The following is a 21,979-nucleotide window of genomic DNA, read 5'->3' as shown; positions in this document are numbered from 1 at the left end:
ACTATGACTACACAATCCAGTATAGCTTCAGCCAACATAGCTTCAGCCAAAACAGCTTCAGAAACCGTGCAGGCTCCGCAAAATGTGCATTCTATTGAGCAATACGTACAAGCACACCACCATACACGCAGAGGCGTATGGGTGTTGCTCATCGGGCTGCTTGGGTTTCTGGCTTGGGCAATATGGGCGCCGTTGGACGAAGGGGTGCCGACAGAAGGTGTGGTGAGCGTAGAAACGAATCACAAAGTAGTGCAGCACTTGAACGGTGGCATGGTCAGCCAGTTATTGGTGCGAGAAGGGCAAGAGGTACATCAGGGCGATTTGCTGTTTAAGCTGGACGATACCAGTACGAAAGCGCGTTACGAAGAAATTAGGCAGCGCTATGCCGGGTTACGTGCGCAAGAGGGGCGTTTGCAGGCAGAAAAAGCGGGCTTGACCTTAATTCAGTTTCATCCGGATTTACAGGCACAGCAGACAGACCCGCTGATACAGCAACACATGCAGAATCAATCTCAACTGTTAATGGCGCGGCGTAGCGCATTGGCCTCTGATACTGCGGCAAGACGCGAATCCATTGCTGGGCAGAAGGCGCTGATTGAAGGGTATGAAGGGGTGCTCACCAGCCAGCAAGCGCAGCTGGCGCTATTGCAAGACCAACTAAACGGTATCAAAGAGCTCACCAAAGAGGGGTTTGCGCCACGTAATCAGCAGAACGATCTTGAGCAAAAGGTGGCCGCAGTATATGGCGACATTGCAAATACCAAAGCCAATATCTTGCGCGCCAATAAAGCGATTTTAGAACTTAACCAGCAAATCACTACGCGCATCCAAACAGAGAAAAAAGAGACAGATGGCGACATGGCGCAAGTGCGGTTGCAAGTAGAGTCTGATGCGCAAAAGGTAAAGTCGTTACAAGAGGAGTTGGCACGTACCGAGATTCGGGCACCGGCTTCTGGCCAAGTCGTCGGCTTGCAAGTACATACCGTAGGTGCGGTTATTCAGGCTGGCCAAAAGTTAATGGATATTGTGCCATCGGGCGAGCCATTGATTATTGATGCGCAAATTCAGCCACACCTGATAGACAAGATCAGAGTGGGGTTGGCGGCCGATGTTAGGTTTTCGACCTTTGCTAATAGCCCGCAATTATTGGCCGAAGGCAAGCTGATGACAATCTCTAAAGACTTGCTCACCAAACCAGCCGGCACGCTAGATGGCGGAACGACTTATTATCTAGCCCGCGTTTCTATTACACCGAAAGGCATGCAGGATTTAAAAGGGCATCAACTACAACCAGGTATGCCGGTGCAGGTGGTGATTAAAACCGGCGAACGCACGTTGTTTGCGTATTTGATGCATCCCCTCAGTAAGCGCATTGCTGCCTCGATGAAGGAAGAATAACGATGTGGCGAATCAGTGTCATGGTATTGCTATGGTGTATTGGCCAGCAAGCGTGGGCAGAAGAAGACCTAAACAGCCTGTATCAAAAAGCGGTGGAACACAATGCCGATTACCGTGCGGCCTTAGTAAATACCGAGGCCGACAGGGAAGAGTTGAATAAAGCCAAAGCCTTGTTCTACCCCAAAGTGCAGATGGCGCTTTCACGTGGTCGTGGTATTACCGATAGAACCACGCAAACCGCCATTGGTGCGATAGAAACTAATTTAGATTACCGATTAGAGAATTATGGATTGACGGTACGCCAGCCCATTTTTAATAAAGAAACTTGGGCTATTTACGGTGGCGCAAAGTCTTTTGTTAGTGCGCAAGAGTCACTATTGCGTCAAGAAAATGCAAAGTTAATACTCAAACTCACGTCAACTTATTTAGAGATATTGTATGCACGTGCCAAGGTCAACTTGCTCAACGCCAAGGTAACAGCGGTTAGCCAACAACTGCGCCAAGCAGAGAAACGATACACACAAGGTAGCGGTACTGTGGTGGAAATCAACGAAGCGCAAACCAATCTGGATATTGCCAATGTAGAAACCATACAGGCTGGAAACGACTTGAACGAGCATTTGAATACGCTGCAAATACTCACAGGAGAAATCAGCCCGTTATCGGCAGAGCTGATAGTTTCTAAATTGCCCATCAGTTTGCCAAAAGAAGAAAACATGACGTATTGGCTGGGGATGGCAACTCAACATAACCCAGAAATATCGGCGGCGACACATACGCTTGAAGTAGCAAAACAGGAGCTCGAAAAAAGGCGTGCCGGGCATTACCCAACACTGGATCTGGTGGGTGCACGTTCTTACAGCGAGAATGATAGTAACAACACCTTGGGCTCTCGCTTTGATACCACAACTGTGGCTTTACAGATGAATGTGCCTTTGTTTGCTGGTGGATATGTGAGTGCCAATGTACGGCAGGCCGCCAATAAGCTGACAGCAGCCGAAGAATCCCTGACCGCCAAAACGCGTGAGGTGGAGTATCAGGTACGCAAATACTACAACAGTGTAGAAACGCAGTTTCAAACCATCAATGCGTATCAGCAAGCCGTCAAATCATCCCGTGTGGCGATGGAAGGTACACAAAAAGGATTCATTGCCGGGTTTAAAACCAATATTGAAGTGCTGGATGCACAACAGAAATTATTCAGCAATCAGCTTGAGCTCACTAAATCGCAATATAGCCTGATCAATGATCTGGTCAATTTAAAGTTTAGCAGCGGCTTGTTGAATCAAGGCGAGCTGACAAAAATTAGTGCGATGTTTATTACCACAACCCCAAGGAACCAACATGAAACACAAGCCAGTATCCAGTAGCCATCACTTAGGGTTCACATTGCTAGAGCTATTGGTGGTCATGGTCATTATTGGCTTGCTGGCAGGGTATGTTGGCCCTAAATATTTTGCGCAATTGGGTAAATCTGAAACCAAAGCTGCCAAAGCACAAGTCGAAGCGCTGGCAAAAGCGCTCGATACCTATCGTTTGGATATGGGGCATTACCCAACCACTGAGCAGGGCTTGGCCGCACTTACCAGCGCACCTAGTGGAGAAAATAAGTGGCATGGTCCTTATCTTGCTAAAAAGGTCCCCAATGACCCTTGGGGTAGGGCTTACCAATACAAATATCCGGGCGAGCATGGCGATTACGATGTCTGGACCTTGGGTAACGATGGTCAGGCTGGTGGCCTAGATGCGGATACAGATGTTGGGAACTGGTAATCATGTCATACGGGTATTGCCATGAAATTTGAGTTGAAAGTCATGCAGGGCAGCCAGGTCAGCGCGTTGGCGTTAGAGGCACCAAATGTCAGTGCGGCAAAGCAACTAGCTGAATCGCAGGGTTTGCAGATTCTGAGCATTCAGCGCGCTGGCTTCAAGTTGGCAGATATCACAGCGTTTCGATTTGAGAAACATACCTTCAATGTCATGTTGTTTAGCCAAGAGTTGCTGGCATTGCTGGAGTCTGGCATGAGCCTGATGGAAGCCATTGAAGCATTGTCTGAAAAAGAACAGCAGGTGCAATCGGTGGCTGTTTTTAAGCAAATGAAAGTGGCGCTGTACGAAGGGTTGCCGCTGTCCCAGGCGCTAGAGCGCTTGCCAGAAACATTTACCGCACTGTATGTGGCGCTGATCCGGGCTAGTGAACGCACTGGCGATATGCCGCAGGCATTGCGCCGGCATGTGGCTTATCAAACACAAGTGGATGCGGTGCGTAAAAAAATCATTGCCGCTTCCATTTATCCATCGTTGTTGATGGTAGTGGGGGGATTGGTTGTACTGTTTTTATTGGGCTATGTGATTCCTAGATTCAGCGGCATTTACGAGAATACCGGGCAAAATTTACCTTGGGCCAGTCAGATGTTGCTCAAGTGGGGGCAACTGTTGCAAACGCATGGGTCAGAAGTGCTCATGGTTACCTTGGCAAGCAGTGCCGGGCTGATGTTCTTGTTGTCTCGATCAGCCGTCCGGGCTTGGATAGCTAAAAAAATATGGCAAATCCCAACCATGGGCGAAGCCATCCGTATTTATCAATTAGCACGGTTTTACCGCACATTGGGCATGCTACTGCAAGGCGGTATTCCACTCACCACTGCCATGCAGATGGTGCAATCGTTATTGCCTGCCAATCTGCAAATCGCACTAAAAAATGCTATCCATGATGTGAAAGACGGCAAGCCATTATCCATGGCTATGGAGCAGCATGGCATGACGACCTCAATTTCTAATCGCATGTTACGGGTAGGTGAGCGCACCGGCCGTATGGACGAGATGCTGGAACGTATTGGCGCATTTTATGATGAAGAGACTGCACGCAAAGTGGAATGGCTGAGCAAGCTGCTTGAACCTGCATTGATGGTAGTCATTGGGTTGATTGTTGGGTTGGTGGTGGTGCTGATGTACATGCCTATTTTTGAACTGGCAGGAGGGATAGAGTGAGTTCGGTCAATATTAAGCCAATGCCTTCTGCGCAAGTGGTGGCTTTCCCCCATGTAGCCGTGCAGGATGAGACTGCCGCTATTACTGCACAGCAGTTACAAGATGCACGGAGGATGGCGGGTGAAACCGGTAGGCCGCTATTAAATGTATTAGAGGAACAAAGCGGTTTACCAGCCGATGGTTTTGTCCGTGCGCTGGGCAGGCTGATGCAATATCCGGTACTTGCTGCGCTTGATTTGCATGCGCTGCAACCGCAGTTTAACCTCTTGCCGTTTACTGAGGCTAGCCGATTGCATTGTGTTCTGCTGAGTGCGCAAGATGGTGTACTCACTATTGTATGTGCCGACCCATTTGATGCATTACTACCCACGCAGCTAGATGCCTATATCAAACAGCCTGTACGTTGGGCGCTGGCACATACTGACGACATTACCGCTTATTTGCAGCATCATGAAATCACTATGCGTGCGCTGGATAATGTCGCGCACGTGCATGCAACACAAAGCGAAGATGGAGAATCTATCGAAGAGCTCTCCTTAAAATCCATTAGCGAAGACACTAGCCCAGTTGTCAAGTTTGTACGCTCAACCCTTTACGATGCGCTGAAAGCAGGCGCCAGTGATATCCATCTAGAAACCAGCCCGCAGGGGCTACAGGTGAAATACCGCATTGATGGCGTGTTGACTGAGGTTGGCGGCATTGCTGGCTTAACGCAAGCCGAACAGGCGATTTCCAGAATCAAGGTGATGTCGGAACTCGACATTGCTGAGCGCCGTATTCCACAAGATGGGCGCTTTAAGGTGCAGGCCAAGCTGGGTGATAGTAAGCCGCGTGAAATTGACTTACGCGTATCGATTATGCCCAGCATATTTGGGGAAGACGCCGTATTACGTGTCCTCGACAGAAAAGCCTTGAGTGATGAGGCACAAGGCTTGAGCTTAGATGTACTAGGATTTGCACCCCATATGCTGGAAAGCATCCGTACATTGGCCGAAGAGCCTTATGGCATGTTGTTAGTCACTGGCCCAACCGGTAGCGGAAAAACCACCACGCTCTACGGCATTATTTCTGAAATCAACAGCGGGCAAGACAAGATCATCACCATTGAAGACCCGGTGGAGTATCAATTGCCCGGTGTGCTGCAAATTCCCGTCAACGAGAAAAAAGGGCTTACCTTTGCGCGCGGGCTGCGCTCAATCTTGCGTCACGATCCTGACAAAATTATGGTCGGCGAGATTCGCGATGGTGAAACTGCACAAATCGCAGTGCAATCGGCTTTGACTGGCCACTTGGTGCTGACCACCGTGCATGCCAATAATGTATTTGATGTGATTGGGCGTTTTACCAATATGGGGGTAGATGCCTATAGCTTTGTCTCCGCCATTAACGGCATATTGGCGCAGCGCTTGGTCAGAGTGATTTGCCCGCACTGCAAAGTAGATGATCAGCCGGACGAACTATTACTCAGAAAATCAGGATTAGACCCTGATGCTGTGCGCCATTTTCAATTTAAAAAAGGGCAGGGTTGTGGGCAGTGCCACGGCAGCGGCTACAAAGGACGTAAAGGGATTGCCGAGCTGTTATGTTTTAACGACAAAATTCGTGAGCTGATTGTTGCTAAAGAACCGATTAGCAAGTTGAAGGAAATGGCTAGAACCAATGGTACACGCAGCATGCGTGAAGCGGGTATGGATATGGTGAAGGCTGGCGAAACCACACTACAGGAGATGAACCGTGTTACTTCCTTGGTCTGATCTATTTCTTAATTGCCCGGCTAACCTTGCCATGCTATTCAGGCCAGAGCTCAGAGTGGTGCTGTCCGTTGACTCCATTGAAGTGTTCCTGATCAAACGATCGATACTGCAAGGGTTTAAACCGGAGACTGTGGCCCACGAACAGCTGGATTTATTAAACCCAGTGGAAAGTATGGAGGCATCTCCAACGCTCTTTGCTGCGCTTGAAAGCATTTTGGAAAAATACCAAGGTAAGCCAGTGGTGCCGGTTGTAATTTTAGCTAACCTGTTTAGCCGCTATCTGGTGATCCCTTGGAGTGATGCCATCAACACTAAGCCAGAAATGCAGGCGTACATGACGCACTTGTTTGGGCAAAGTTATGGCGATGCCAGTGCAGATTGGCATATGACAGCGCATCACGCGGGCTACAGACAGCCTGCATTAGCCAGCGCAATCCACCAGACCTTGTTGAGTGGGCTGGAAAGTGCATTTGCTAAAGCCAACATGCCGCTCCAGGCGGTGTATCCGCAATTGATGCTCACTGCCAATAAAGCGTTGGCGCATATGCATCAACATCGTTTGCCAGCACATGGGTGGATTGTTTGCCTTGAGCCTACACGCTTCACCATTGCGCGCATGGAGGCTGGTATATGGCGTGCTGTGCATAGCATGCCCATGGAGTCATCCGCTGCGATTCAGATAGAAAAGTGGATTGTCCGGGAGTCTGTCATCGCGCCAGACAGAGCAAACATGCCGGTGTTTGTTGATAGCAATGTTGAAGTAGCAAGCAACATCAAGCTTCCGCAATACCGCGTGATTGACTTGCATCCACCACAGGCGGTATCACCCCGTTATCCACAAACTTCATTAGTAAGTCGTGCGCTATGAACATGCTCGAACTCAATCACATTCGCAGCAATCAAGCGACGCCAGGCGGCTATATGGTATTAACTTTAGGTCTGCTTGCTTTATTGATGGCGTTGGTTTGGCAGCAGAAAATACTGGCCGAAAACGACATGCTCCAAGCAAGATTAACACTACGTGCCGATCAGTTGCGGCAGAAAGTATCCGCAGCTGAGGTGGTGATGCATAAGCCTGAGAGCGCAGCTGCACAGCAAGCCATTCTCCATATTATTCTGCCTTGGTCGGGGTTGCTCAAAGGCATGGAATCCATACATAGAGACGATATTAGGCTGATGTCGCTTGACCCGCAGTGGAAAAGAAAACTCATTCAATTGAGGCTCTTGGCCACCAACCGTGAAGCCATTTGGGCTTATATGGAAGGGCTGCGCCAACTCGGCATGATGAAAGAAGTGAAGCTAAAGTCGAGTGAATCCACCCATTTGAATGGGATGCCAGTGGTTGCTTTTGAAGTGGAGGCCTTATGGGATATTTAGCGCTAAAGCTACAATCGGCCATCTACAAAATCCGTTACACGGACACTTACACCAAATTGGGCATCGGCATGCTTTTTGCCGCTGTTGTAGTGTTGATATTTGTGCTGGTAGCGTTACAAAGCCATACCAAGCTCCAAAGCGAACTGAGCCAGCCACTGCCAACATTAGCGCCTAGTACGGCAAAAGAGAAGCCATCAGCGCTGACGCAGAAATTTTATAACCTGCTACCGGATGAACGTCAGGCAGATGCAATCAGCGCACAAATACTACGGTCGGCGGATAGCCTCGGCATGGTATTTGAACATGCTGAGTTTAAGTCTATTCCAGTCGATGACGCGCATTTGGTGGTGCAACACATCAAGCTGCCTTTAAAAGGTAACTACATTCAGATTCGTCAATTTTTAAACACATTACTCAATGCGTACCCCAGTCTGGCGCTGACCGAGCTTAAATTGCAGCGCGAAGATGCAACGCGTGACCAAGTGGAATCGCAAATTGAGTTCACCCTCTATTTGCGTAAGGGTCAGCCGTAATGCCCAGACAATTGATGGTTTGGGTGGGGTTGGCACTGACATTGGTTGCCTGCTGGTGGGCTGATCGACAAGAGCAGGAGGCTTCTCCGGTTGCCGATGTTAGGTCAACTCATGTGGTATTGGCTCACAAAGTACCAACGGTATTAACAGCGCAGGACACCCAGCGCCCCCAGCCCTTGTTACGTCAGGCTGACACCTCGCCACCGGTGGATTTGTTTAGCCCACTGATCATGCAAATGGATACAGCTGCTGCGCCAGTGAGCATTCCGGAACCAGTGAATCCATACACTTATGATGGCCGGGTATTGGATGGTAGACAGTGGGTAGTGTTTTTAACCGATGGCACCAACCAGTTTTCGTTACGCGAAGGAGATCACTTTGCGAACGGTTGGAAAGTCCGTCGTTTGACAGAAAGTTTGCTTGTGCTGCAGAACGGAAAAATACAGCACACACTTAAATTGGTAAATGAGTCTTTAGGCAATTGAGCAAACTAGTATTCGGGCGAATTAGCATTTAGGCAAATGAGTGATCACACATGAATGATCAAACAGTGGAGTAGCATTTTAATGAATAAATATGCAGTAGTTGCAATGGGGTTGTTGTTAGTCAGTTGTGCGGATATGCCGCGGGTACAGCAGCCCGATGCGCAGTTCGAGGGTGTTAAACGTTTAATTGCACAGGGCAGTTACGATCTGGCCGTGCAAGACTTGACGACGCTGGTAGCGCAGAACCCGGATAATCCTCAGTATAAAAACTGGCTCAAAATTTTGCAAGATAAGCAAGAGACCGCAGTGATTCAACGCGCAGATACTTTGTATGCCGCGCAACAATATACAGAAGCGGAAGCGGCTTATCAGCAAGCCTTAGCACAATACCCTACCAGCAAAGCCGCGTCAGAAGGGTTGCAGAAAACACGTTTAGCCCATCAGCATGCCACCTTGTTGAGTAGCGCGCAGGCTGCTTTCACTGCTCATGATATGTCCAAGGCTGACTATTTGTTACGTACGATTTTGGCAGAAAATTCTTTGCACCAAGAGGCAAAAGCGCTTTATGAGCAGCTGGAACAAAATAAAAGCCGTAAGCATAGCGTGGCGCCTAACATGCAGTCATCGTTTAAAAAGACGATCTCGCTGGAGTTGAAAAACACACCCATTAAAAATGCATTTGAATATATCGGCAAAGCAGGCAATCTCAATTTTTCGTACGATCAAGAGCTGAGCGAGGCGATACGCGTCAACCTGTTCTTACGTGATACGCCGATTGAAGATGCGATTGACGTGATGTTAACCAGCCATCAGTTAGGTAAAAAAATATTAAACGCAAATACTTTGCTCATTTATCCACTGAGTCGCGCACAAGAGTACGAAGAGCTATTTGTGCGGAGTTTTTATCTGGCCAATATGGATGCCAAACGCGCGCTGAATTTGGTCAAAACGGTGCTGAAGGCCAAAGATGTGTATATCGATGAAAAGCTGAATACGCTAGTGATGCGCGATACATTGGACAATGTAAAGGTTGCCGAAAAGCTGATTGCTTCGCAAGATTTGAACGAGCCGGAAGTGATGCTGGAAGTAGAGGTGATGGAAATTAATCGCCGTAATCTGGAGCAGCTGGGCATCCAATATCCAAGCCAGATTGGATTAGGTGTACAAGGCAATGCCATTGGCAATGCTGGCGGCGTCATCCCTCAGGCTGGCAAATTAACGCTGACGGAGTTGCGTCATTTTAATGGGGATTTTGGCGTGTTCTCGGTGAACGACCCCGCCATCGTGCTGAATTTATTGCATCAAGATACCGACACCAATTTGCTCGCCAGCCCAAAGATTCGCGTTAAAAATCGTGACAGGGCAAAAATTCATGTGGGTGACAAAATACCGGTGCTGACCAGTATTGCCAATGCACAGGGCTTCGTGTCGCAAACGGTCAATTACATTGAGGTGGGCATTAAGCTAGATGTAGAGCCTGTGGTGCAACTGCAAGATCAGGTCAGCATTAAAGTGGGCATGGAGGTCAGCAATATCACCGACCAAGTGAGAACCGATAACGGCGTGCTGGCTTATACCATAGGTAGTCGCAACGCCAATACTACCCTGCAATTGAAAAATAATGAGACACAGATACTGGCGGGCTTATTTCGTGATGATGAGCAAAAAACCAAAAGAAAGTTACCCGGTTTAGGCAGCTTGCCTATTATTGGTAAGTTGTTCAGTAACGATAGCAATGACAAGCGCAAGAACGAGATAGTGCTGCTGATTACGCCACGGATTTTGCACAATATTTTACCGGCAAGCGCTACCTATACTTTATTCCCTTCTGGTGTGAACCATAGCGCAACCGTGAACTCGGCCAGACCAGCTGTGGTTGGCGTAGAGGTCACTCCACCACCTGTCGCCACACCACAAACCACACAATCCGGGCAAGCTAGAACCGATGCGGATTTTGCCAATCAGTTATTTAATCCGCCCGTTTCTACCACGCCAGTTAACCCATAATGATGCTATACCTTAGACATCAATCGCACCGTTATCAAGGGTTTACCTTGGTGGAACTGCTGGTGGCGTTGGCCTTGCTGGCGTTATTGGTGTCGGCGGCAACCCCTATGGTGCAGATCAATGCTAAGCGACAAAAAGAGCAGGAGTTACGTAGAATGTTGTGGCAAATGCGGGATGCGATTGACGCTTACAAGCAGGCAGCGGATGACGGTTTGATCAAAAAAAACCAGAACGACAATGGTTATCCGCCTACGCTGCGTGCATTGGCCAATGGGGTTGAAAACAGTCAGGATCCAGCCAAGAAAAAGTTGGTTTTTTTGCGACGTATTCCAAGAGACCCCTTTGCAGAGGACCCAGAAATCTCGAATGAGGAAACCTGGCTGGTGCGCGCCTACGATGGTACACAAGGCGAACTTGCCACAGATGTCTATGATATTTCTTCACGCTCAGCACAGTTGGGTATTAATCAGCAGCCGTATAACACATGGTAAGAAAAAAACAACTTAAAGCATTTACCTTGGTCGAGATTTTAGTCGTGCTGGCCATTATTGCCACGTTATTAAGTGTGGTGTCGCCACGCTTTTTTCATTACTTAACGCAATCTAAAGAAACGACACTCAAGCACGATTTGAATACCATGCGTGAAGCGATTGATAAGTTTTACAGCGATAGAAATACCTACCCCAATACACTAGAAGAGTTAGTGCAATACAAATATCTGCGGAGTATCCCGCCAGACCCTATCACCGATAGCAACTTAACTTGGATCATTACGCCGCCGGCGGATCCAAATGAGCAGGGGGCTGTAGCGGATATTTATAGTGGCTCGGCCGAGATTGCAGAAGACGGTACTGCCTATGCAACATGGTAAGCCAGCGCTAGACCAAGCCAGTGGGTTTATTTTAATTGGCCTGCTGCTGTTGATTATGATGAGTGGTATTGCGCTGGCACAAGCCGGCGTAAAGTGGCGTGATGCTGTACAACGAGAAAGAGAGCAGGAGCTTATCCGGATAGGGGAGGCCTATCGGTTGGCCATTGGGCGCTACTACAACCAAAGCCCCAGTGTGATTAAAGAATATCCGCCCAATCTGGAAGCTTTGTTATCCGACAACCGTTTCCCCACCTCTAGAAAACATATACGCAAGCTATATACAGACCCGATTACCCAACGCGAAGGTTGGGGTATTGTGGAAGCACCGAGTGGCGGCATCATGGGCGTATATAGTTTGTCAGATAAACCACCTTTTAAAATTGCCGGATTTCGCCCACATCTGCGCCATCTGAATAATAAAAAATATTATGGCGAATGGTATTTTGCATACATCCCGGAAGCGATTGCTGTGCCCTAGGACAGCACTCTAGGGCAGCAGCTAAAGTACAACAGCGAATCACTTAACCAAGGTGTTAAACAGAGATAAACTTGAAATTGCGAAAAGTGCGCGGTATAGTCAACTATCGCTCACTGGAGATAAGCGGATGAGAGTCATCACGTTTTTTTGTTTAAGTATACTGCTACAGCCGCTTGCAAATGCTGGCGATGCAGACTTACAGGCCTGTGTTGCATGCACATCGCACAATAGCAAATGTCCGCAAGACAACCTTAGCTATAACCGCGTACTGGATGATTTATCTATGGGCCGTAAAACAGACGAGCTCAGTACGAGTCATCGGCGTGATGATTTAACCTTTAGTAAAATCAATGTGCCGCTGACACATGGGCAGTATTCTCCTGATTTATCCATGCGCCGCTATGATGATGTATTGAGCCGTGGGGCTTATACGCAAGACTTGGTGTTCAGCAAAAAAAGAGATGACCTATCGCGCGGTGCTCACACCGCAGATTTGTCTTTTGGCAAGCGTACGGCAGAGCTAACACGAGGTGATTATTCCAAAGACTTGAGCATGCGTAGAGTGAACGATGATTTGAGCCGCGGTAAAGATACAGAGCCACTCAGTCGCTGCAATTAAATAAGGCTACTCGTCATCCTCAACCACCACATCGGGGATATGGTTGAACGCAATGCGCATGGGTGCGCTTTTCAGCGCCTGATGCGCGCCCGCAAAATACACGGTGTTTTTCCCATACTTCAAGTTGAGCATATCCATGGCTTTGTTTAACTTCGTCTCTGTCTCTGCAGGCTTTTCCGCAAATAAATCGTAAGCGGCTTCGTTGGTGTTAGATAGCCCGCTAAAACTCACCTCTACCGCCACTGGCTCTGTCAGGTGCTGCGGGTAGCGCTGCCATAAGGTTTCTAAAGATTGTATGAGTGATAAGGTGTTATCGGTTGCGGAGATGCCGCTTTCGCCATAAAAGCTAGGGTGATCTCTAAACTTTACTTTGACACTCATGCGTGTCGTCAGTAGGGCATAGCTACGCATGCGCATAGCGGCTTTTTGCAATAAGCGGTGTAATACCGCCTTCGCGCCCGCAATATTGCGCTGTTCTGGCGGCAATACGTGAGAATGGCCTAAGCTGCTGCGCGCATTTTTTACGTAGTAAGGCTCTATGCCGCGGAGCTTATCGTAATAACGCTCGCCTTCAATACTGCCCCAAGCACTACGCAATTGGTCGCGGTTCAGTGCATATAGTTGCTCCACCGTATGGATTTTGTAGCGCTGGAGCCGTTCTTCCATTTGGCGGCCAATGCCATTTAAGCTGCGCAATTTAAGCGGGTATAGCTTATGGGGAATGTCACTCGCTTCAATCACCACACAACCATTAGGCTTTTGCATATTAGATGCAGTTTTGGCTAAGAATGTATTGGGCGCAATGCCAATAGAGCACAGAATGTAAGGATATTGCTTATAAACTGCGCGCTTTATTTTGGTGGCAAGCGCAAGTGCGTTTTCTGTTACTTTTTGGCTGCCAGTTAGTTTGCACACCATTTCATCAATCGATAACACTTTTTCTACATGTGTGCAGCTTTCCACTATTGCAATCAGTTTGTGGTGAAGCTCCACATACAACGGCGGGCGTGCCTCCACAAAAATAATGTCTTTGCATAACTTACGTGCATCACGCACCATCGTGCCAGTTTTAACGCCAAAGGCCTTGGCTTCATTGCTGGCGGCAATACAGCAGGTGGTTTCTGCCAGCACTGCCAATACGCCAATAGGTTTACCGCGCAGCTCTGGTCGGAGCTGCTGTTCTACAGAAGCAAAATAAGAGTTGAAATCGACATACAGGGCGTTTAAGGTCATGCTAATTATTTTAAAAAGATATGCAATGATTTGACTACAAAACAGACTAAGCAATATGGAATTGAGTTATTTATTTTAAAGGGTAAATGGATATGCGTAACGAACAAATTGCTATTTTTGCCGGGGGTTGTTTCTGGTGCACAGAACCCGTATTCACACAGCTAAAAGGCGTTAGCAAAGTGGTTTCTGGCTATATTGGTGGCCACACACCTAACCCGACCTACAAAACCATTTGTAATGGCGATACCGGCCATGCAGAAGGCATACAAATTCACTTTAACGCGGCGGAGATCAGCTACGGGCAATTGGTGGAGGTGTTCTTGGTGGCGCATGACCCCACCACACCTAACCGTCAAGGCGCAGATGTAGGTACCCAATATCGTTCGGCGATTTTTTATTTGGATGAAGCGCAGCGTGAAAGTGCATTACAGATTATTCAAGAGTTTGATGAAGCGCATGTATACAGCGCGCCGATTGTGACGGAAGTGGTGCCCGCCACCACGTTTTATCCGGCAGAAGATTATCACCAGTATTACTTTGCCAAAAACCCTACGCAGCCATACTGTGTGGCAGTGGCTGCGCCTAAGGCGGCCAAAATACGCCAAAAATACGCGCAGTGGCTTAAGTAGTGTCGGTTTCTTTAACGGTTGTTCACGTCATCGGCAGAGAAAATGCTACGGTTTACCCATTGCCGGCGCCAGAAAATCAGCAGCATCAAAAAGGCAATAATCAGCATAATGCCAATGGCAAACCAAAAGCCATCTTTGTCTTTAATAAACGGCATATTGTCAAAGTTCATCCCAAATATGCCGGTAATTAGCGTGGCTGGCATAAATAGCATGGTCACTACTGTCAGTGCGCGTAATTCAAGGTTTACACGCTGGCTCATGCTGGCCATATAAATATCCATCAATCCCACCAGTGAATCGCGTATCGATTCCAGTGCCTCAATAAAACTGATGGTATGGTCATACACATCGCGCAGATACGGCAGGGTTGCCTGATTAAACAAGTTCTTTTCATTGCGAATCAAACCATTCACCACCTCTCTCAGCGGCCACACGGCACGTCGCAATTCAATACTTACATGCTTCAATTGGTGAATGTTTTGTAAATCAGTATTGCTCGGCTTGGTCAGAATTTGTTGCTCCAAATGCTCGCTGGCCTCACTCACATCCTCCAGCACATGAAAGTACCTATCCACCACGCTATCTAACAAAGCATAGGCCAGGTAATCGACGCCCAAAGTGCGGATTTGCGATTTGCTGGTGCGCAAACGCTCACGCACAGGCTCAAATGCACCGGTAGGGCGCTCTTGAAAGGTGAGCAACACATTTTTGCTTAGTATCATGCTGATTTGCTCGGAGTTCACCGCCATTGCCTCTTTATCGTAATGAAAATGGCGGGTTTCCAAAAACAGATAATCCTCAAACTCATCCAGTTTCGGGCGCTGCTCGGTGTTCAAAATATCTTCCATCACCAGTGGGTGTAGCTGAAACAGCTTGCCTACCTGTTTAATGAGTTCTGCATCGTGCACGCCATGCATATTCAGCCACAGCTTTTTATTCGGGTCAGGCTTAAAGCTGGCTAATGTCGCAGCATCTAACTGGCACTCTACCAACTCATCAGCGGTGTACACCATTTTGGTAATGGTGGGTTTGATGGCTTTTGTATCTTCATCGCCAATGTACATCAGGCTGCCCGGAGGCATGCCAATTTTTTTAGAGAGCTTTTTTAGCTTATTCGCGCGCGTTTTTTTCATGCCTATGGCCTAACAAAATTAATCGGGTTGACCAGCTTGTATGGCTTGGCCTGTCGCAAAAAAAGCGCCGCCTGCTACGTGGTGGATGGTGCGTAACTTATCCAAAGTTTCTTGGTCATCCCCCTCAAAGTGCCAACGCCCGTTGGAGAACACGCGTTTATCCGCATAAGCTGAGACCACTTCCGCAATAAATAAATCATACGTATTTTGATTATGCGGTTCGGGGATGATTTTGCATTCCAGCCAAGCCACACAGCCTTCCAGCAAAGGTACGGCAATCTGTTGTGCATCAAAGGTGGTTAATTTGTGCACTGTAAACTTATCGGTATCGGGCAAATCCCTGCCAGAGCTGCTGCCAAGCTGTTGTACTAAATCAATCTGTGCAACGCAGGGTAGGTTAATGGCAAACGTGCCAGATGCTTCAATCAATTCACGTGTATAGGTATTTTTATCAATCACCACCGTCACTTTGGGTGGGTCAAAATCCAAAGCACATGCCCAAGCCGCTGCCATGATATTGCGCTTACCATTGTGAGAAGAAGTGATGAGAGTGGTGGGGCCGTGGTTGAGAAGGCGGTAGCTTTGAGAGAGTGCGATTTTTTCGAGCATGTATAAAGTTACTCTCGTGGCAGCTTGAAGCTAATGATTACATCATTTGGGTAAATTTGTTTGATGCACTGAGTAAGTTTATTGCCAATATTTTCAATACTTATTGTGTAATCATCCACTTGGTCTATGATGGTGTCACTAGAGTTTTTTAAGCTGACATAGATACGGTCACCAACTAAGGCTCTTATAGAATCGACGGTATGGTGATTGGATAATACATATTTCTCTAATGCTGGTTGGAATTCTTCTAGATGAAATTTAGATCTAGCGTTAATCGAATCAATGGCACTTCTATACTTCTCCTCCTCAGCTATGATTTCACCCACAAGGTTTCTGTGCTCTGTTTCTAGTAAAAAATATAAACCTTCAATCTTTAGATGAACCAGCTTTTCTAAAGGCTGTGATGGGCGCAATTCAATAAAGTAATTGGGGCTATTTTTAATCGGATTTATAAAATCTCGCTTATAGACAAAAAGGGCATTTGCCATTCGCATCAAATCAAAAATTACTGAGTTAACGTGTTCAAGGTTACGCCTTTTAATTTCATTTAGCTCTTTGTCATTTTGGAATTGAAATGCGTATTTAGCACCATAAAAAGCTGCTAATAGTGTTGCTAATGCAGGAATGTAAGATGTAAGAAAAGTGTCCCAGTGCCGACCCTGTACGATCCATCCGGCGCCCACTCCTAAAATAAAAGCCACGCCTATTGATATGGCTTTAGTCATTCGACTAAGCATCCCTTAACGTCACAGTTCTATTAAACACTGGTTTGCCTGCTACGCTATCTTTTCTATTAGTCACAAAGTAACCGTGGCGCTCAAATTTATTTTGCTTTTGTGACACTTTTATTTTTACTCACAAATTGACCAGTACTCGCTTCGCGAGATACCACGTAAGGCAAACCTTGACGTTCTGCTTGTAGTTTGGCATTGACCGCAGCGCGCTGAAGCGCTTGGTCTATACCAAGTAATTCGGGGCTGACTTTTTTGCTACTTTGCATTAGTTATCCTTTCTCTCAATTAAGATAGGTTGCTCACCTGAGTTGTCGTATAAAGCCCAAGTGTCTGATAGTGGTTTATAGATTCTATCAAAATTACCGATACCAGCTTTGAATCTTCTGCGAATGATGGGTTCTAGAATGTTATGCCCACCTGCTGCCACTCTTGCTGCTACACGTTGAATTGCAAACTCTGCGTTTGGCAAACTTAAAAAAACTAAGGTGATGTGATAGCCGAGCTTTTTCCACTCCGCGATGTCCTTTGCATAAGTTTTGCCAGAAAGCGTCGTTTCAAAAGCAAAGTTATTACCAGCTTTCACATTTAATTCAATTTCTTTTAGCATCAATCTTGCAGCTTTAATGGCAGCGGTTTCTGGTGCAAATGGGGCTAAGCCTGCGGCAATTAGGTCAGCATTGATAAAAATAGGGCAGTTGGCTTCATTGGGCAGGTATTCGCGGGCGAAGGTGGTTTTACCAGCACCGTTAGGGCCTGCGATAATGATGATTTTTTTCATTACTTCTGCCAAGTATCCCGTAGTGTCACTGTTCTATTAAACACTGGCTTACCTTCTACACTGTCTTTTCTATCTGCCACAAAGTAGCCGTGGCGTTCAAATTGAAAGCTCTCTGCGGGTTTAGCGTCTTTCAAACTTAACTCTAATTGCGCTTGAATGGTAGTGACTGAATTTGGATTGATATCATCTAAAAAGTCTCTATCGCCACTGCCGGGATTAGCTTCTTTAAATAAGCGGTCGTACATTCTAATGTCAGCCTCATACGCATGCGCGGCGCTCACCCAATGGATATTGCCTTTAACTTTCACGCTATCAGAACCCGGTGTGCCTGATTTGGTATCGGGCAAGTATTCGCAATGCACCACAGTGACATTGCCTTGTGCGTCTTTTTCGCAGCCCGTGCATTTCACCACATAGCCATAGCGCAAGCGCACCATGCCATCGGGCGTGAGTCGGAAAAAGCCTTTGCTCGGTACTTCCATAAAGTCTTCGCGCTCTATCCATAACTCTTTGAATAGTTGAATGGTGCGTTTGCCTAGCTCTGGTTTAAGTGGGTGGTTAGGCGCAAAGCAATCTTCAGACTTATTATCGTCATAGTTATCAATCACCAGTTTAATCGGGTCGAGTACGGCAATGCGGCGCTCGGCGTCTATATTCAACACCTCACGCATGCAGTCTTCCAAAATGGTGTATTCAATCCAGCTATCGGCTTTGCTCACGCCAATGCGGTCGGTAAATAACTTAAACCCTGCTGGCGTGTAGCCACGGCGGCGCGCGCCTGCCAGCGTAGGTAAGCGAGGGTCATCCCAGCCGCTCACGTGTTTTTCTTCTACCAGTTGAATCAGCTTGCGTTTAGAAAGTACCACGTAGGTGAGGTTTAAGCGTGCAAATTCGTATTGATGCGGCACTGGGTTGCTGAGCAAACCTGCTTCCACCAAGCGTTCCATCAGCCAATCATAAAATGGGCGTTGGTCTTCAAATTCCAGCGTACAGATGGAGTGTGTGATTTGTTCCAAGGCATCTTCAATCGGGTGCGCAAAGGTGTACATGGGGTAAATGCACCATGCATCCCCAGTGTTGTGGTGGTGCGCACGGCGAATGCGGTAAATGGCTGGGTCACGCATATTGATATTGGGCGATGCCATATCAATTTTTGCGCGCAATACCAAACTACCATCTGGGTGCTTGCCGTCACGCATCTCGCGGAACAGTGTTAAGTTTTCCTCCGCGCTACGATTGCGGTAAGGTGAATCTTTGCCAGCTTCAGTCAGTGAACCGCGATTGATGCGCATTTCTTCGGCAGTTTGTGCATCTACATAGGCATGGCCGTGCGTAATCAGCGCTTCTGCCGATTGGTACATAAAATCAAAATAATCAGAGGCAAAGTAGAGGTTATTCTCTTTGCCATTCTCCCAGCCAAACCCAAGCCAGCTCACCATCTCGGAGATGCTATCTACGTATTCTTGGCTTTCTTTTTCCGGGTTGGTATCGTCAAAGCGTAGATGGCAAATGCCTTCGTAATCGCGCGCCAAACCAAAGTTTAAAAAAATACTTTTGGCATGGCCGATATGTAAGTAACCATTGGGCTCTGGCGGAAAGCGCGTGCGGATTTTGGCCGTATCTACTTGGCCAGCTTTTTGATGTTCAGCACCACCTGGGCTACCTGCCCATTTTTTGTGATTAAATTTGTGCTGCTCCAAATCTTTTTCGATAATGGCACGGATAAAATTGGAACCTGACGGGATATTTTCTTTTTCTGCTGACATAATGATTTCTAGTTAAATTTTTAATTATTTTACACCCATGCAGGCATGCATTAAATAAAATCAGCATATAGATTAAACGCTGAAGCCAGCAATTTACCCGAATGCACGCCGGGTATAAACAAAAAGGGCTGTGCTACACTGCTAGGCATTCCATATGAGCAAACTTACTTTCCCCATTTTACAGCGCTTGGCCGATGGACAGTTCCATTCGGGAGAGGCCTTGGCGCAGCATTTTAATGTCTCGCGTGCCACCATTTTTAATGCACTGGCGCATGCGCAATCGTTGGGGATCACATTGTTTTCAGTACGTGGACGTGGCTATAAACTACCGCACCCGGTTGTGTTGTTAGACCACGCGCAAGTGTTGCAAGCGATTGGTGAGCAGCGTGAGTGGTTTCATGTGGTGATATTAGATGAGGTGGCTTCGACCAACACTTATTTGATGCAGCAAGCGGCCAAAGGTGCTGCGCATGTAACTTGTGTGGCGGCGCACATGCAAACACAGGGCAAAGGTAGGCGCGGCCGTACTTGGGTTTCGCAGCTGGGGGCTAGCTTAACCTTCTCGCTGCTGTGGCGTTTTCAGTGCGGCGCTTCTGCATTGTCCGGCTTAAGTTTGGCGGTGGGCGTGGCGTTGATTCGTACCCTTCATCAATTAGGTCTGACAGAGGTGCAATTGAAATGGCCAAATGATGTATTAGTGAATGGCAAAAAGCTGGCAGGGATTTTGATTGAACTGCAAGGCGATATGGAAGGGCCTAGTGCCGCTGTGATTGGCGTGGGGATTAATTTAAACTTACCTAAACACGTGCTCAATAGTATTGATCAACCTGCGACGGATGTGGCGAGCTTGCGCGATACACCAATTAGCCCAAGCGAGATGCTGGGATTGGCACTTAAACATATCAGTGATTGCTTACAGCAGTTTGAGCAGCAGGGGTTTTTGGGTTTGCGTGATGAATGGTTGCGGCATCATGCCTATCAGCATCAGGCGGTGCGTATGCTCATGCCCAATGGCGTGGAGACCCAAGGCACGGTGAAGGGGATTGCCGAAGATGGTATCTTGTTGGTGGAAACCGCGTTTGGCTTGCAACGTTTTTCTGCGGGTGAAATTAGTTTGAGGAGTGCATCATGATCTTACTGGTGGATGTTGGGAATACGCGCACAAAATGGGTGTTGGCCGAAAATAACCACATGTTGACAGAAATTGACGTCTGTTTGAATCAAGATGTCGCCAGTTCTACAATTGCTAGCTTAGCTGAAGTGGTGCATAAGGTGAGCATTGCCAACGTGGCAGGGGATGCTATGGCGCAAACACTAGCCGAAGTGATGCAAGCTGTAGATGCGCCAGTGACAATGGTGCAGACCAGCCATGAGGCCTGTGGTGTGCGTAATGGATACGATTACCCCCAAGCGTTGGGTGTGGATCGTTGGGTATCGCTGATTGCTGCCTACGATAAACAAAAAGCGAGCTGCTTAGTCATTAACGCTGGCACGGCGGTGACCATTGATGCACTCAGCGTGCCTAAAGCTGCTGACCACGCTAATTTTATGGGTGGTGTGATTATGCCGGGAGTAGGTGTGATGCTGAATACATTGGCAGAAAAAACGGCACAGCTGAATGTGATGGACGGGAGTGTGATGGATTTTCCTACCAACACACAGGATGCGATGCATACCGGCTGCTTAGCAGCAGTGATTGGGGTGATTCAGCGGCAGTGGCAATTATTACAGGCGCTTGATCAGCAAGCCCCAGCTATTTTACTCAGTGGTGGAGATGCCGAGTTGTTGGCTAAACATTTGCCAGCTGACTTGGCAGAAAAGACAATTATTGTGGATAATTTGGTTTTACGTGGATTGATGCGCATGGAAAGAGAAATGGCATGAGAGTGTTAGTTTGGGCTTTGCTACTAGTGAATATAGTGGCTTTTATTTACTTCAATATCGATGTCATTGCGCCACCACAACCCTCTGTAATCAAACCGGATATTCTGCCGGAAAAAATGAAACTGCTCACACCAAAAGAGGTGGAAGCCATGCCAAAACGACAAGAGGCCATTTCTGCAACGCCAATCTCTACCGCACCTGCTGTCATTGTGAATGAATCTACTGCATGCTACGAGTGGGGGATTTTTGAGCCAGCAAAATTAAACGATGTAGTCACGGTCATCAACGCTTTATCTATCAAGCATCAAGTCATTCAACAATCATCTCAAGAGGCCGTGCGTTATTGGGTGTATAAACCACCATTACCCAACGATGCCGCTGCACAAGAAAAAGCAGATGAATTAAAGACGTTGGGGATTGAGGATTTTTTTGTGGTGCAAGAGCCAAAATGGCGTAATGCAATCTCATTCGGCGTATTTAGGGATGAGCAATTGGCGACCAATCTGGTGAACGATTTGCGCCATCGTGGCGTACGTGAAGTCGTGAAATCGGTACGCAATCAAGGTAACGGCCATTCTACGCTAGTGTTAGAAGGGGTGACCCGTACTTTGTTAGGCCAGCTTAAAAAGAATCAGCCTGACTTTCCCGGTACTGCGATTAAAGAGGCCACTTGCCCTAGTGTTTAGCTAGGCTTTGCCTA

General features: G+C 47.5%; 25 protein-coding genes. 18 read left to right on the top strand and 7 right to left on the bottom strand.

Translation table 11 applies throughout. From position 1 onward, the window contains the following. Positions 1 to 3: 3 nt before the first annotated feature. The 14 genes from FG11_RS07440 (at position 4) to FG11_RS07375 (ending at position 12,513) form a co-directional block, all read left to right on the top strand. Positions 4 to 1,398: an HlyD family type I secretion periplasmic adaptor subunit gene (locus FG11_RS07440; RefSeq protein ID WP_235276358.1), complete on the top strand. Its 1,395-nt coding sequence runs from the start codon at positions 4 to 6 to the stop codon at positions 1,396 to 1,398. A gap of 2 nt (positions 1,399 to 1,400) precedes the next feature. Further along, complete coding sequence (locus FG11_RS07435) at positions 1,401 to 2,768, top strand: TolC family outer membrane protein (protein WP_052184978.1); 1,368 nt, start codon at positions 1,401 to 1,403, stop codon at positions 2,766 to 2,768. Continuing rightward, a complete protein-coding gene (gene gspG / locus FG11_RS07430) occupies positions 2,743 to 3,171 on the top strand; it encodes a type II secretion system major pseudopilin GspG (RefSeq protein WP_025224610.1) in 429 nt (142 codons plus the stop codon). The genes FG11_RS07435 and gspG overlap by 26 nt, the downstream gene beginning before the upstream one ends. A 21-nt stretch (positions 3,172 to 3,192) precedes the next feature. Further along, complete coding sequence (locus FG11_RS07425) at positions 3,193 to 4,389, top strand: type II secretion system F family protein (protein ID WP_047534059.1); 1,197 nt, start codon at positions 3,193 to 3,195, stop codon at positions 4,387 to 4,389. 20 nt (positions 4,390 to 4,409) lie between these two features. After that, on the top strand, positions 4,410 to 6,143 hold the full coding sequence (locus FG11_RS07420; protein WP_052184977.1) for a type II/IV secretion system protein: 1,734 nt from the start codon (positions 4,410 to 4,412) through the stop codon (positions 6,141 to 6,143). Next, positions 6,124 to 7,011 (top strand): hypothetical protein, encoded by an 888-nt coding sequence (locus FG11_RS13280; protein ID WP_052184976.1) that lies wholly within the window; start codon positions 6,124 to 6,126, stop codon positions 7,009 to 7,011. Before FG11_RS07420 ends, FG11_RS13280 begins: the two co-directional genes overlap by 20 nt. After that, entirely contained in the window at positions 7,008 to 7,520 is a 513-nt protein-coding gene (locus FG11_RS07410) for a hypothetical protein (RefSeq protein WP_160277146.1), read from the top strand. The genes FG11_RS13280 and FG11_RS07410 overlap by 4 nt, the downstream gene beginning before the upstream one ends. Continuing rightward, positions 7,508 to 8,053: a hypothetical protein gene (locus FG11_RS07405; protein ID WP_052184975.1), complete on the top strand. Its 546-nt coding sequence runs from the start codon at positions 7,508 to 7,510 to the stop codon at positions 8,051 to 8,053. Before FG11_RS07410 ends, FG11_RS07405 begins: the two co-directional genes overlap by 13 nt. Continuing rightward, positions 8,053 to 8,538 carry a hypothetical protein gene (locus tag FG11_RS07400; RefSeq protein ID WP_047534050.1) on the top strand — a complete coding sequence of 162 codons (486 nt, stop codon included), beginning with the start codon at positions 8,053 to 8,055 and terminating at the stop codon, positions 8,536 to 8,538. Before FG11_RS07405 ends, FG11_RS07400 begins: the two co-directional genes overlap by 1 nt. Positions 8,539 to 8,592: 54 nt before the next feature. Beyond that, a complete protein-coding gene (locus FG11_RS07395) occupies positions 8,593 to 10,545 on the top strand; it encodes a type II and III secretion system protein (protein WP_047534049.1) in 1,953 nt (650 codons plus the stop codon). Next, on the top strand, positions 10,545 to 11,036 hold the full coding sequence (locus FG11_RS07390; protein WP_047534047.1) for a prepilin-type N-terminal cleavage/methylation domain-containing protein: 492 nt from the start codon (positions 10,545 to 10,547) through the stop codon (positions 11,034 to 11,036). Before FG11_RS07395 ends, FG11_RS07390 begins: the two co-directional genes overlap by 1 nt. Beyond that, positions 11,030 to 11,416: a type II secretion system protein gene (locus tag FG11_RS07385; protein ID WP_025224601.1), complete on the top strand. Its 387-nt coding sequence runs from the start codon at positions 11,030 to 11,032 to the stop codon at positions 11,414 to 11,416. The genes FG11_RS07390 and FG11_RS07385 overlap by 7 nt, the downstream gene beginning before the upstream one ends. Beyond that, positions 11,403 to 11,894, top strand: a complete 492-nt coding sequence (locus tag FG11_RS07380) for a hypothetical protein (protein WP_047534043.1) — start codon at positions 11,403 to 11,405, stop codon at positions 11,892 to 11,894. Before FG11_RS07385 ends, FG11_RS07380 begins: the two co-directional genes overlap by 14 nt. A gap of 127 nt (positions 11,895 to 12,021) precedes the next feature. Further along, positions 12,022 to 12,513, top strand: coding sequence for a hypothetical protein (locus tag FG11_RS07375; RefSeq protein WP_052184974.1), 492 nt, complete (start codon positions 12,022 to 12,024; stop codon positions 12,511 to 12,513). Between the two features lie 6 nt (positions 12,514 to 12,519). On the opposite strand, the gene FG11_RS07370 is transcribed toward FG11_RS07375, so the two are convergent. Further along, the gene (locus FG11_RS07370) at positions 12,520 to 13,746 is read right to left on the bottom strand and encodes a DNA polymerase Y family protein (RefSeq protein ID WP_047534041.1); all 1,227 of its coding nucleotides are present in this window, start codon (positions 13,744 to 13,746) and stop codon (positions 12,520 to 12,522) included. A 92-nt stretch (positions 13,747 to 13,838) separates the two neighbouring features. Between FG11_RS07370 and msrA the strand changes: the two genes are divergently transcribed. Beyond that, the gene (msrA, locus tag FG11_RS07365) at positions 13,839 to 14,375 is read left to right on the top strand and encodes a peptide-methionine (S)-S-oxide reductase MsrA (protein ID WP_026361761.1); all 537 of its coding nucleotides are present in this window, start codon (positions 13,839 to 13,841) and stop codon (positions 14,373 to 14,375) included. An 11-nt stretch (positions 14,376 to 14,386) separates the two neighbouring features. Here the strand turns inward: msrA and corA are convergent, their stop codons facing one another. From corA to FG11_RS07340, 6 genes are all read right to left on the bottom strand, one after another. Beyond that, the gene (corA, locus tag FG11_RS07360; protein ID WP_020182431.1) at positions 14,387 to 15,508 is read right to left on the bottom strand and encodes a magnesium/cobalt transporter CorA; all 1,122 of its coding nucleotides are present in this window, start codon (positions 15,506 to 15,508) and stop codon (positions 14,387 to 14,389) included. An 18-nt stretch (positions 15,509 to 15,526) separates the two neighbouring features. Beyond that, positions 15,527 to 16,117, bottom strand: a complete 591-nt coding sequence (locus FG11_RS07355; RefSeq protein ID WP_047534039.1) for a flavin reductase family protein — start codon at positions 16,115 to 16,117, stop codon at positions 15,527 to 15,529. Positions 16,118 to 16,125: 8 nt separating this feature from the next. Next, positions 16,126 to 16,842, bottom strand: coding sequence for a hypothetical protein (locus FG11_RS07350; protein WP_047534037.1), 717 nt, complete (start codon positions 16,840 to 16,842; stop codon positions 16,126 to 16,128). 98 nt (positions 16,843 to 16,940) lie between these two features. Then, positions 16,941 to 17,117: a hypothetical protein gene (locus FG11_RS13605; protein WP_160277144.1), complete on the bottom strand. Its 177-nt coding sequence runs from the start codon at positions 17,115 to 17,117 to the stop codon at positions 16,941 to 16,943. Further along, positions 17,117 to 17,629 (bottom strand): AAA family ATPase, encoded by a 513-nt coding sequence (locus FG11_RS07345; protein WP_047534035.1) that lies wholly within the window; start codon positions 17,627 to 17,629, stop codon positions 17,117 to 17,119. Before FG11_RS07345 ends, FG11_RS13605 begins: the two co-directional genes overlap by 1 nt. Next, entirely contained in the window at positions 17,629 to 19,395 is a 1,767-nt protein-coding gene (locus tag FG11_RS07340; protein ID WP_047534033.1) for a glutamine--tRNA ligase/YqeY domain fusion protein, read from the bottom strand. Before FG11_RS07340 ends, FG11_RS07345 begins: the two co-directional genes overlap by 1 nt. Positions 19,396 to 19,549: 154 nt before the next feature. On the opposite strand from FG11_RS07340, the gene FG11_RS07335 reads away from it, so the two are divergent. Genes FG11_RS07335 through FG11_RS07325 form a run of 3 tightly spaced genes read left to right on the top strand, consistent with a single transcriptional unit; the run spans position 19,550 to position 21,965 of the window. Further along, entirely contained in the window at positions 19,550 to 20,527 is a 978-nt protein-coding gene (locus FG11_RS07335) for a biotin--[acetyl-CoA-carboxylase] ligase (protein ID WP_047534032.1), read from the top strand. Next, on the top strand, positions 20,524 to 21,279 hold the full coding sequence (locus FG11_RS07330) for a type III pantothenate kinase (protein WP_047534030.1): 756 nt from the start codon (positions 20,524 to 20,526) through the stop codon (positions 21,277 to 21,279). Before FG11_RS07335 ends, FG11_RS07330 begins: the two co-directional genes overlap by 4 nt. Continuing rightward, entirely contained in the window at positions 21,276 to 21,965 is a 690-nt protein-coding gene (locus FG11_RS07325) for an SPOR domain-containing protein (RefSeq protein WP_047534028.1), read from the top strand. The genes FG11_RS07330 and FG11_RS07325 overlap by 4 nt, the downstream gene beginning before the upstream one ends. Positions 21,966 to 21,979: the final 14 nt, after the last annotated feature.

It is taken from the genome of Methylotenera sp. N17, from assembly GCF_000799155.1.
GTDB lineage: Bacteria > Pseudomonadota > Gammaproteobacteria > Burkholderiales > Methylophilaceae > Methylophilus.
This window is presented reverse-complemented; position numbering and strand designations above follow the sequence as displayed.

Bases quoted from the DNA above. Each gene is read 5' to 3' on its own strand.
- FG11_RS07440 (WP_235276358.1), top strand. From the start codon at position 4: ATGACTACACAATCCAGTATAGCTTCAGCCAACATAGCTTCAGCCAAA.
- FG11_RS07435 (WP_052184978.1), top strand. From the start codon at position 1,401: ATGTGGCGAATCAGTGTCATGGTATTGCTATGGTGTATTGGCCAGCAA.
- gspG (WP_025224610.1), top strand. From the start codon at position 2,743: ATGAAACACAAGCCAGTATCCAGTAGCCATCACTTAGGGTTCACATTG.
- FG11_RS07425 (WP_047534059.1), top strand. From the start codon at position 3,193: ATGAAATTTGAGTTGAAAGTCATGCAGGGCAGCCAGGTCAGCGCGTTG.
- FG11_RS07420 (WP_052184977.1), top strand. From the start codon at position 4,410: ATGCCTTCTGCGCAAGTGGTGGCTTTCCCCCATGTAGCCGTGCAGGAT.
- FG11_RS07410 (WP_160277146.1), top strand. From the start codon at position 7,008: ATGAACATGCTCGAACTCAATCACATTCGCAGCAATCAAGCGACGCCA.
- FG11_RS07405 (WP_052184975.1), top strand. From the start codon at position 7,508: ATGGGATATTTAGCGCTAAAGCTACAATCGGCCATCTACAAAATCCGT.
- FG11_RS07400 (WP_047534050.1), top strand. From the start codon at position 8,053: ATGCCCAGACAATTGATGGTTTGGGTGGGGTTGGCACTGACATTGGTT.
- FG11_RS07395 (WP_047534049.1), top strand. From the start codon at position 8,593: ATGATCAAACAGTGGAGTAGCATTTTAATGAATAAATATGCAGTAGTT.
- FG11_RS07390 (WP_047534047.1), top strand. From the start codon at position 10,545: ATGATGCTATACCTTAGACATCAATCGCACCGTTATCAAGGGTTTACC.
- FG11_RS07385 (WP_025224601.1), top strand. From the start codon at position 11,030: ATGGTAAGAAAAAAACAACTTAAAGCATTTACCTTGGTCGAGATTTTA.
- FG11_RS07380 (WP_047534043.1), top strand. From the start codon at position 11,403: ATGCAACATGGTAAGCCAGCGCTAGACCAAGCCAGTGGGTTTATTTTA.
- FG11_RS07375 (WP_052184974.1), top strand. From the start codon at position 12,022: ATGAGAGTCATCACGTTTTTTTGTTTAAGTATACTGCTACAGCCGCTT.
- FG11_RS07370 (WP_047534041.1), bottom strand. From the start codon at position 13,746: ATGACCTTAAACGCCCTGTATGTCGATTTCAACTCTTATTTTGCTTCT.
- msrA (WP_026361761.1), top strand. From the start codon at position 13,839: ATGCGTAACGAACAAATTGCTATTTTTGCCGGGGGTTGTTTCTGGTGC.
- corA (WP_020182431.1), bottom strand. From the start codon at position 15,508: ATGAAAAAAACGCGCGCGAATAAGCTAAAAAAGCTCTCTAAAAAAATT.
- FG11_RS07355 (WP_047534039.1), bottom strand. From the start codon at position 16,117: ATGCTCGAAAAAATCGCACTCTCTCAAAGCTACCGCCTTCTCAACCAC.
- FG11_RS07350 (WP_047534037.1), bottom strand. From the start codon at position 16,842: ATGACTAAAGCCATATCAATAGGCGTGGCTTTTATTTTAGGAGTGGGC.
- FG11_RS13605 (WP_160277144.1), bottom strand. From the start codon at position 17,117: ATGCAAAGTAGCAAAAAAGTCAGCCCCGAATTACTTGGTATAGACCAA.
- FG11_RS07345 (WP_047534035.1), bottom strand. From the start codon at position 17,629: ATGAAAAAAATCATCATTATCGCAGGCCCTAACGGTGCTGGTAAAACC.
- FG11_RS07340 (WP_047534033.1), bottom strand. From the start codon at position 19,395: ATGTCAGCAGAAAAAGAAAATATCCCGTCAGGTTCCAATTTTATCCGT.
- FG11_RS07335 (WP_047534032.1), top strand. From the start codon at position 19,550: ATGAGCAAACTTACTTTCCCCATTTTACAGCGCTTGGCCGATGGACAG.
- FG11_RS07330 (WP_047534030.1), top strand. From the start codon at position 20,524: ATGATCTTACTGGTGGATGTTGGGAATACGCGCACAAAATGGGTGTTG.
- FG11_RS07325 (WP_047534028.1), top strand. From the start codon at position 21,276: ATGAGAGTGTTAGTTTGGGCTTTGCTACTAGTGAATATAGTGGCTTTT.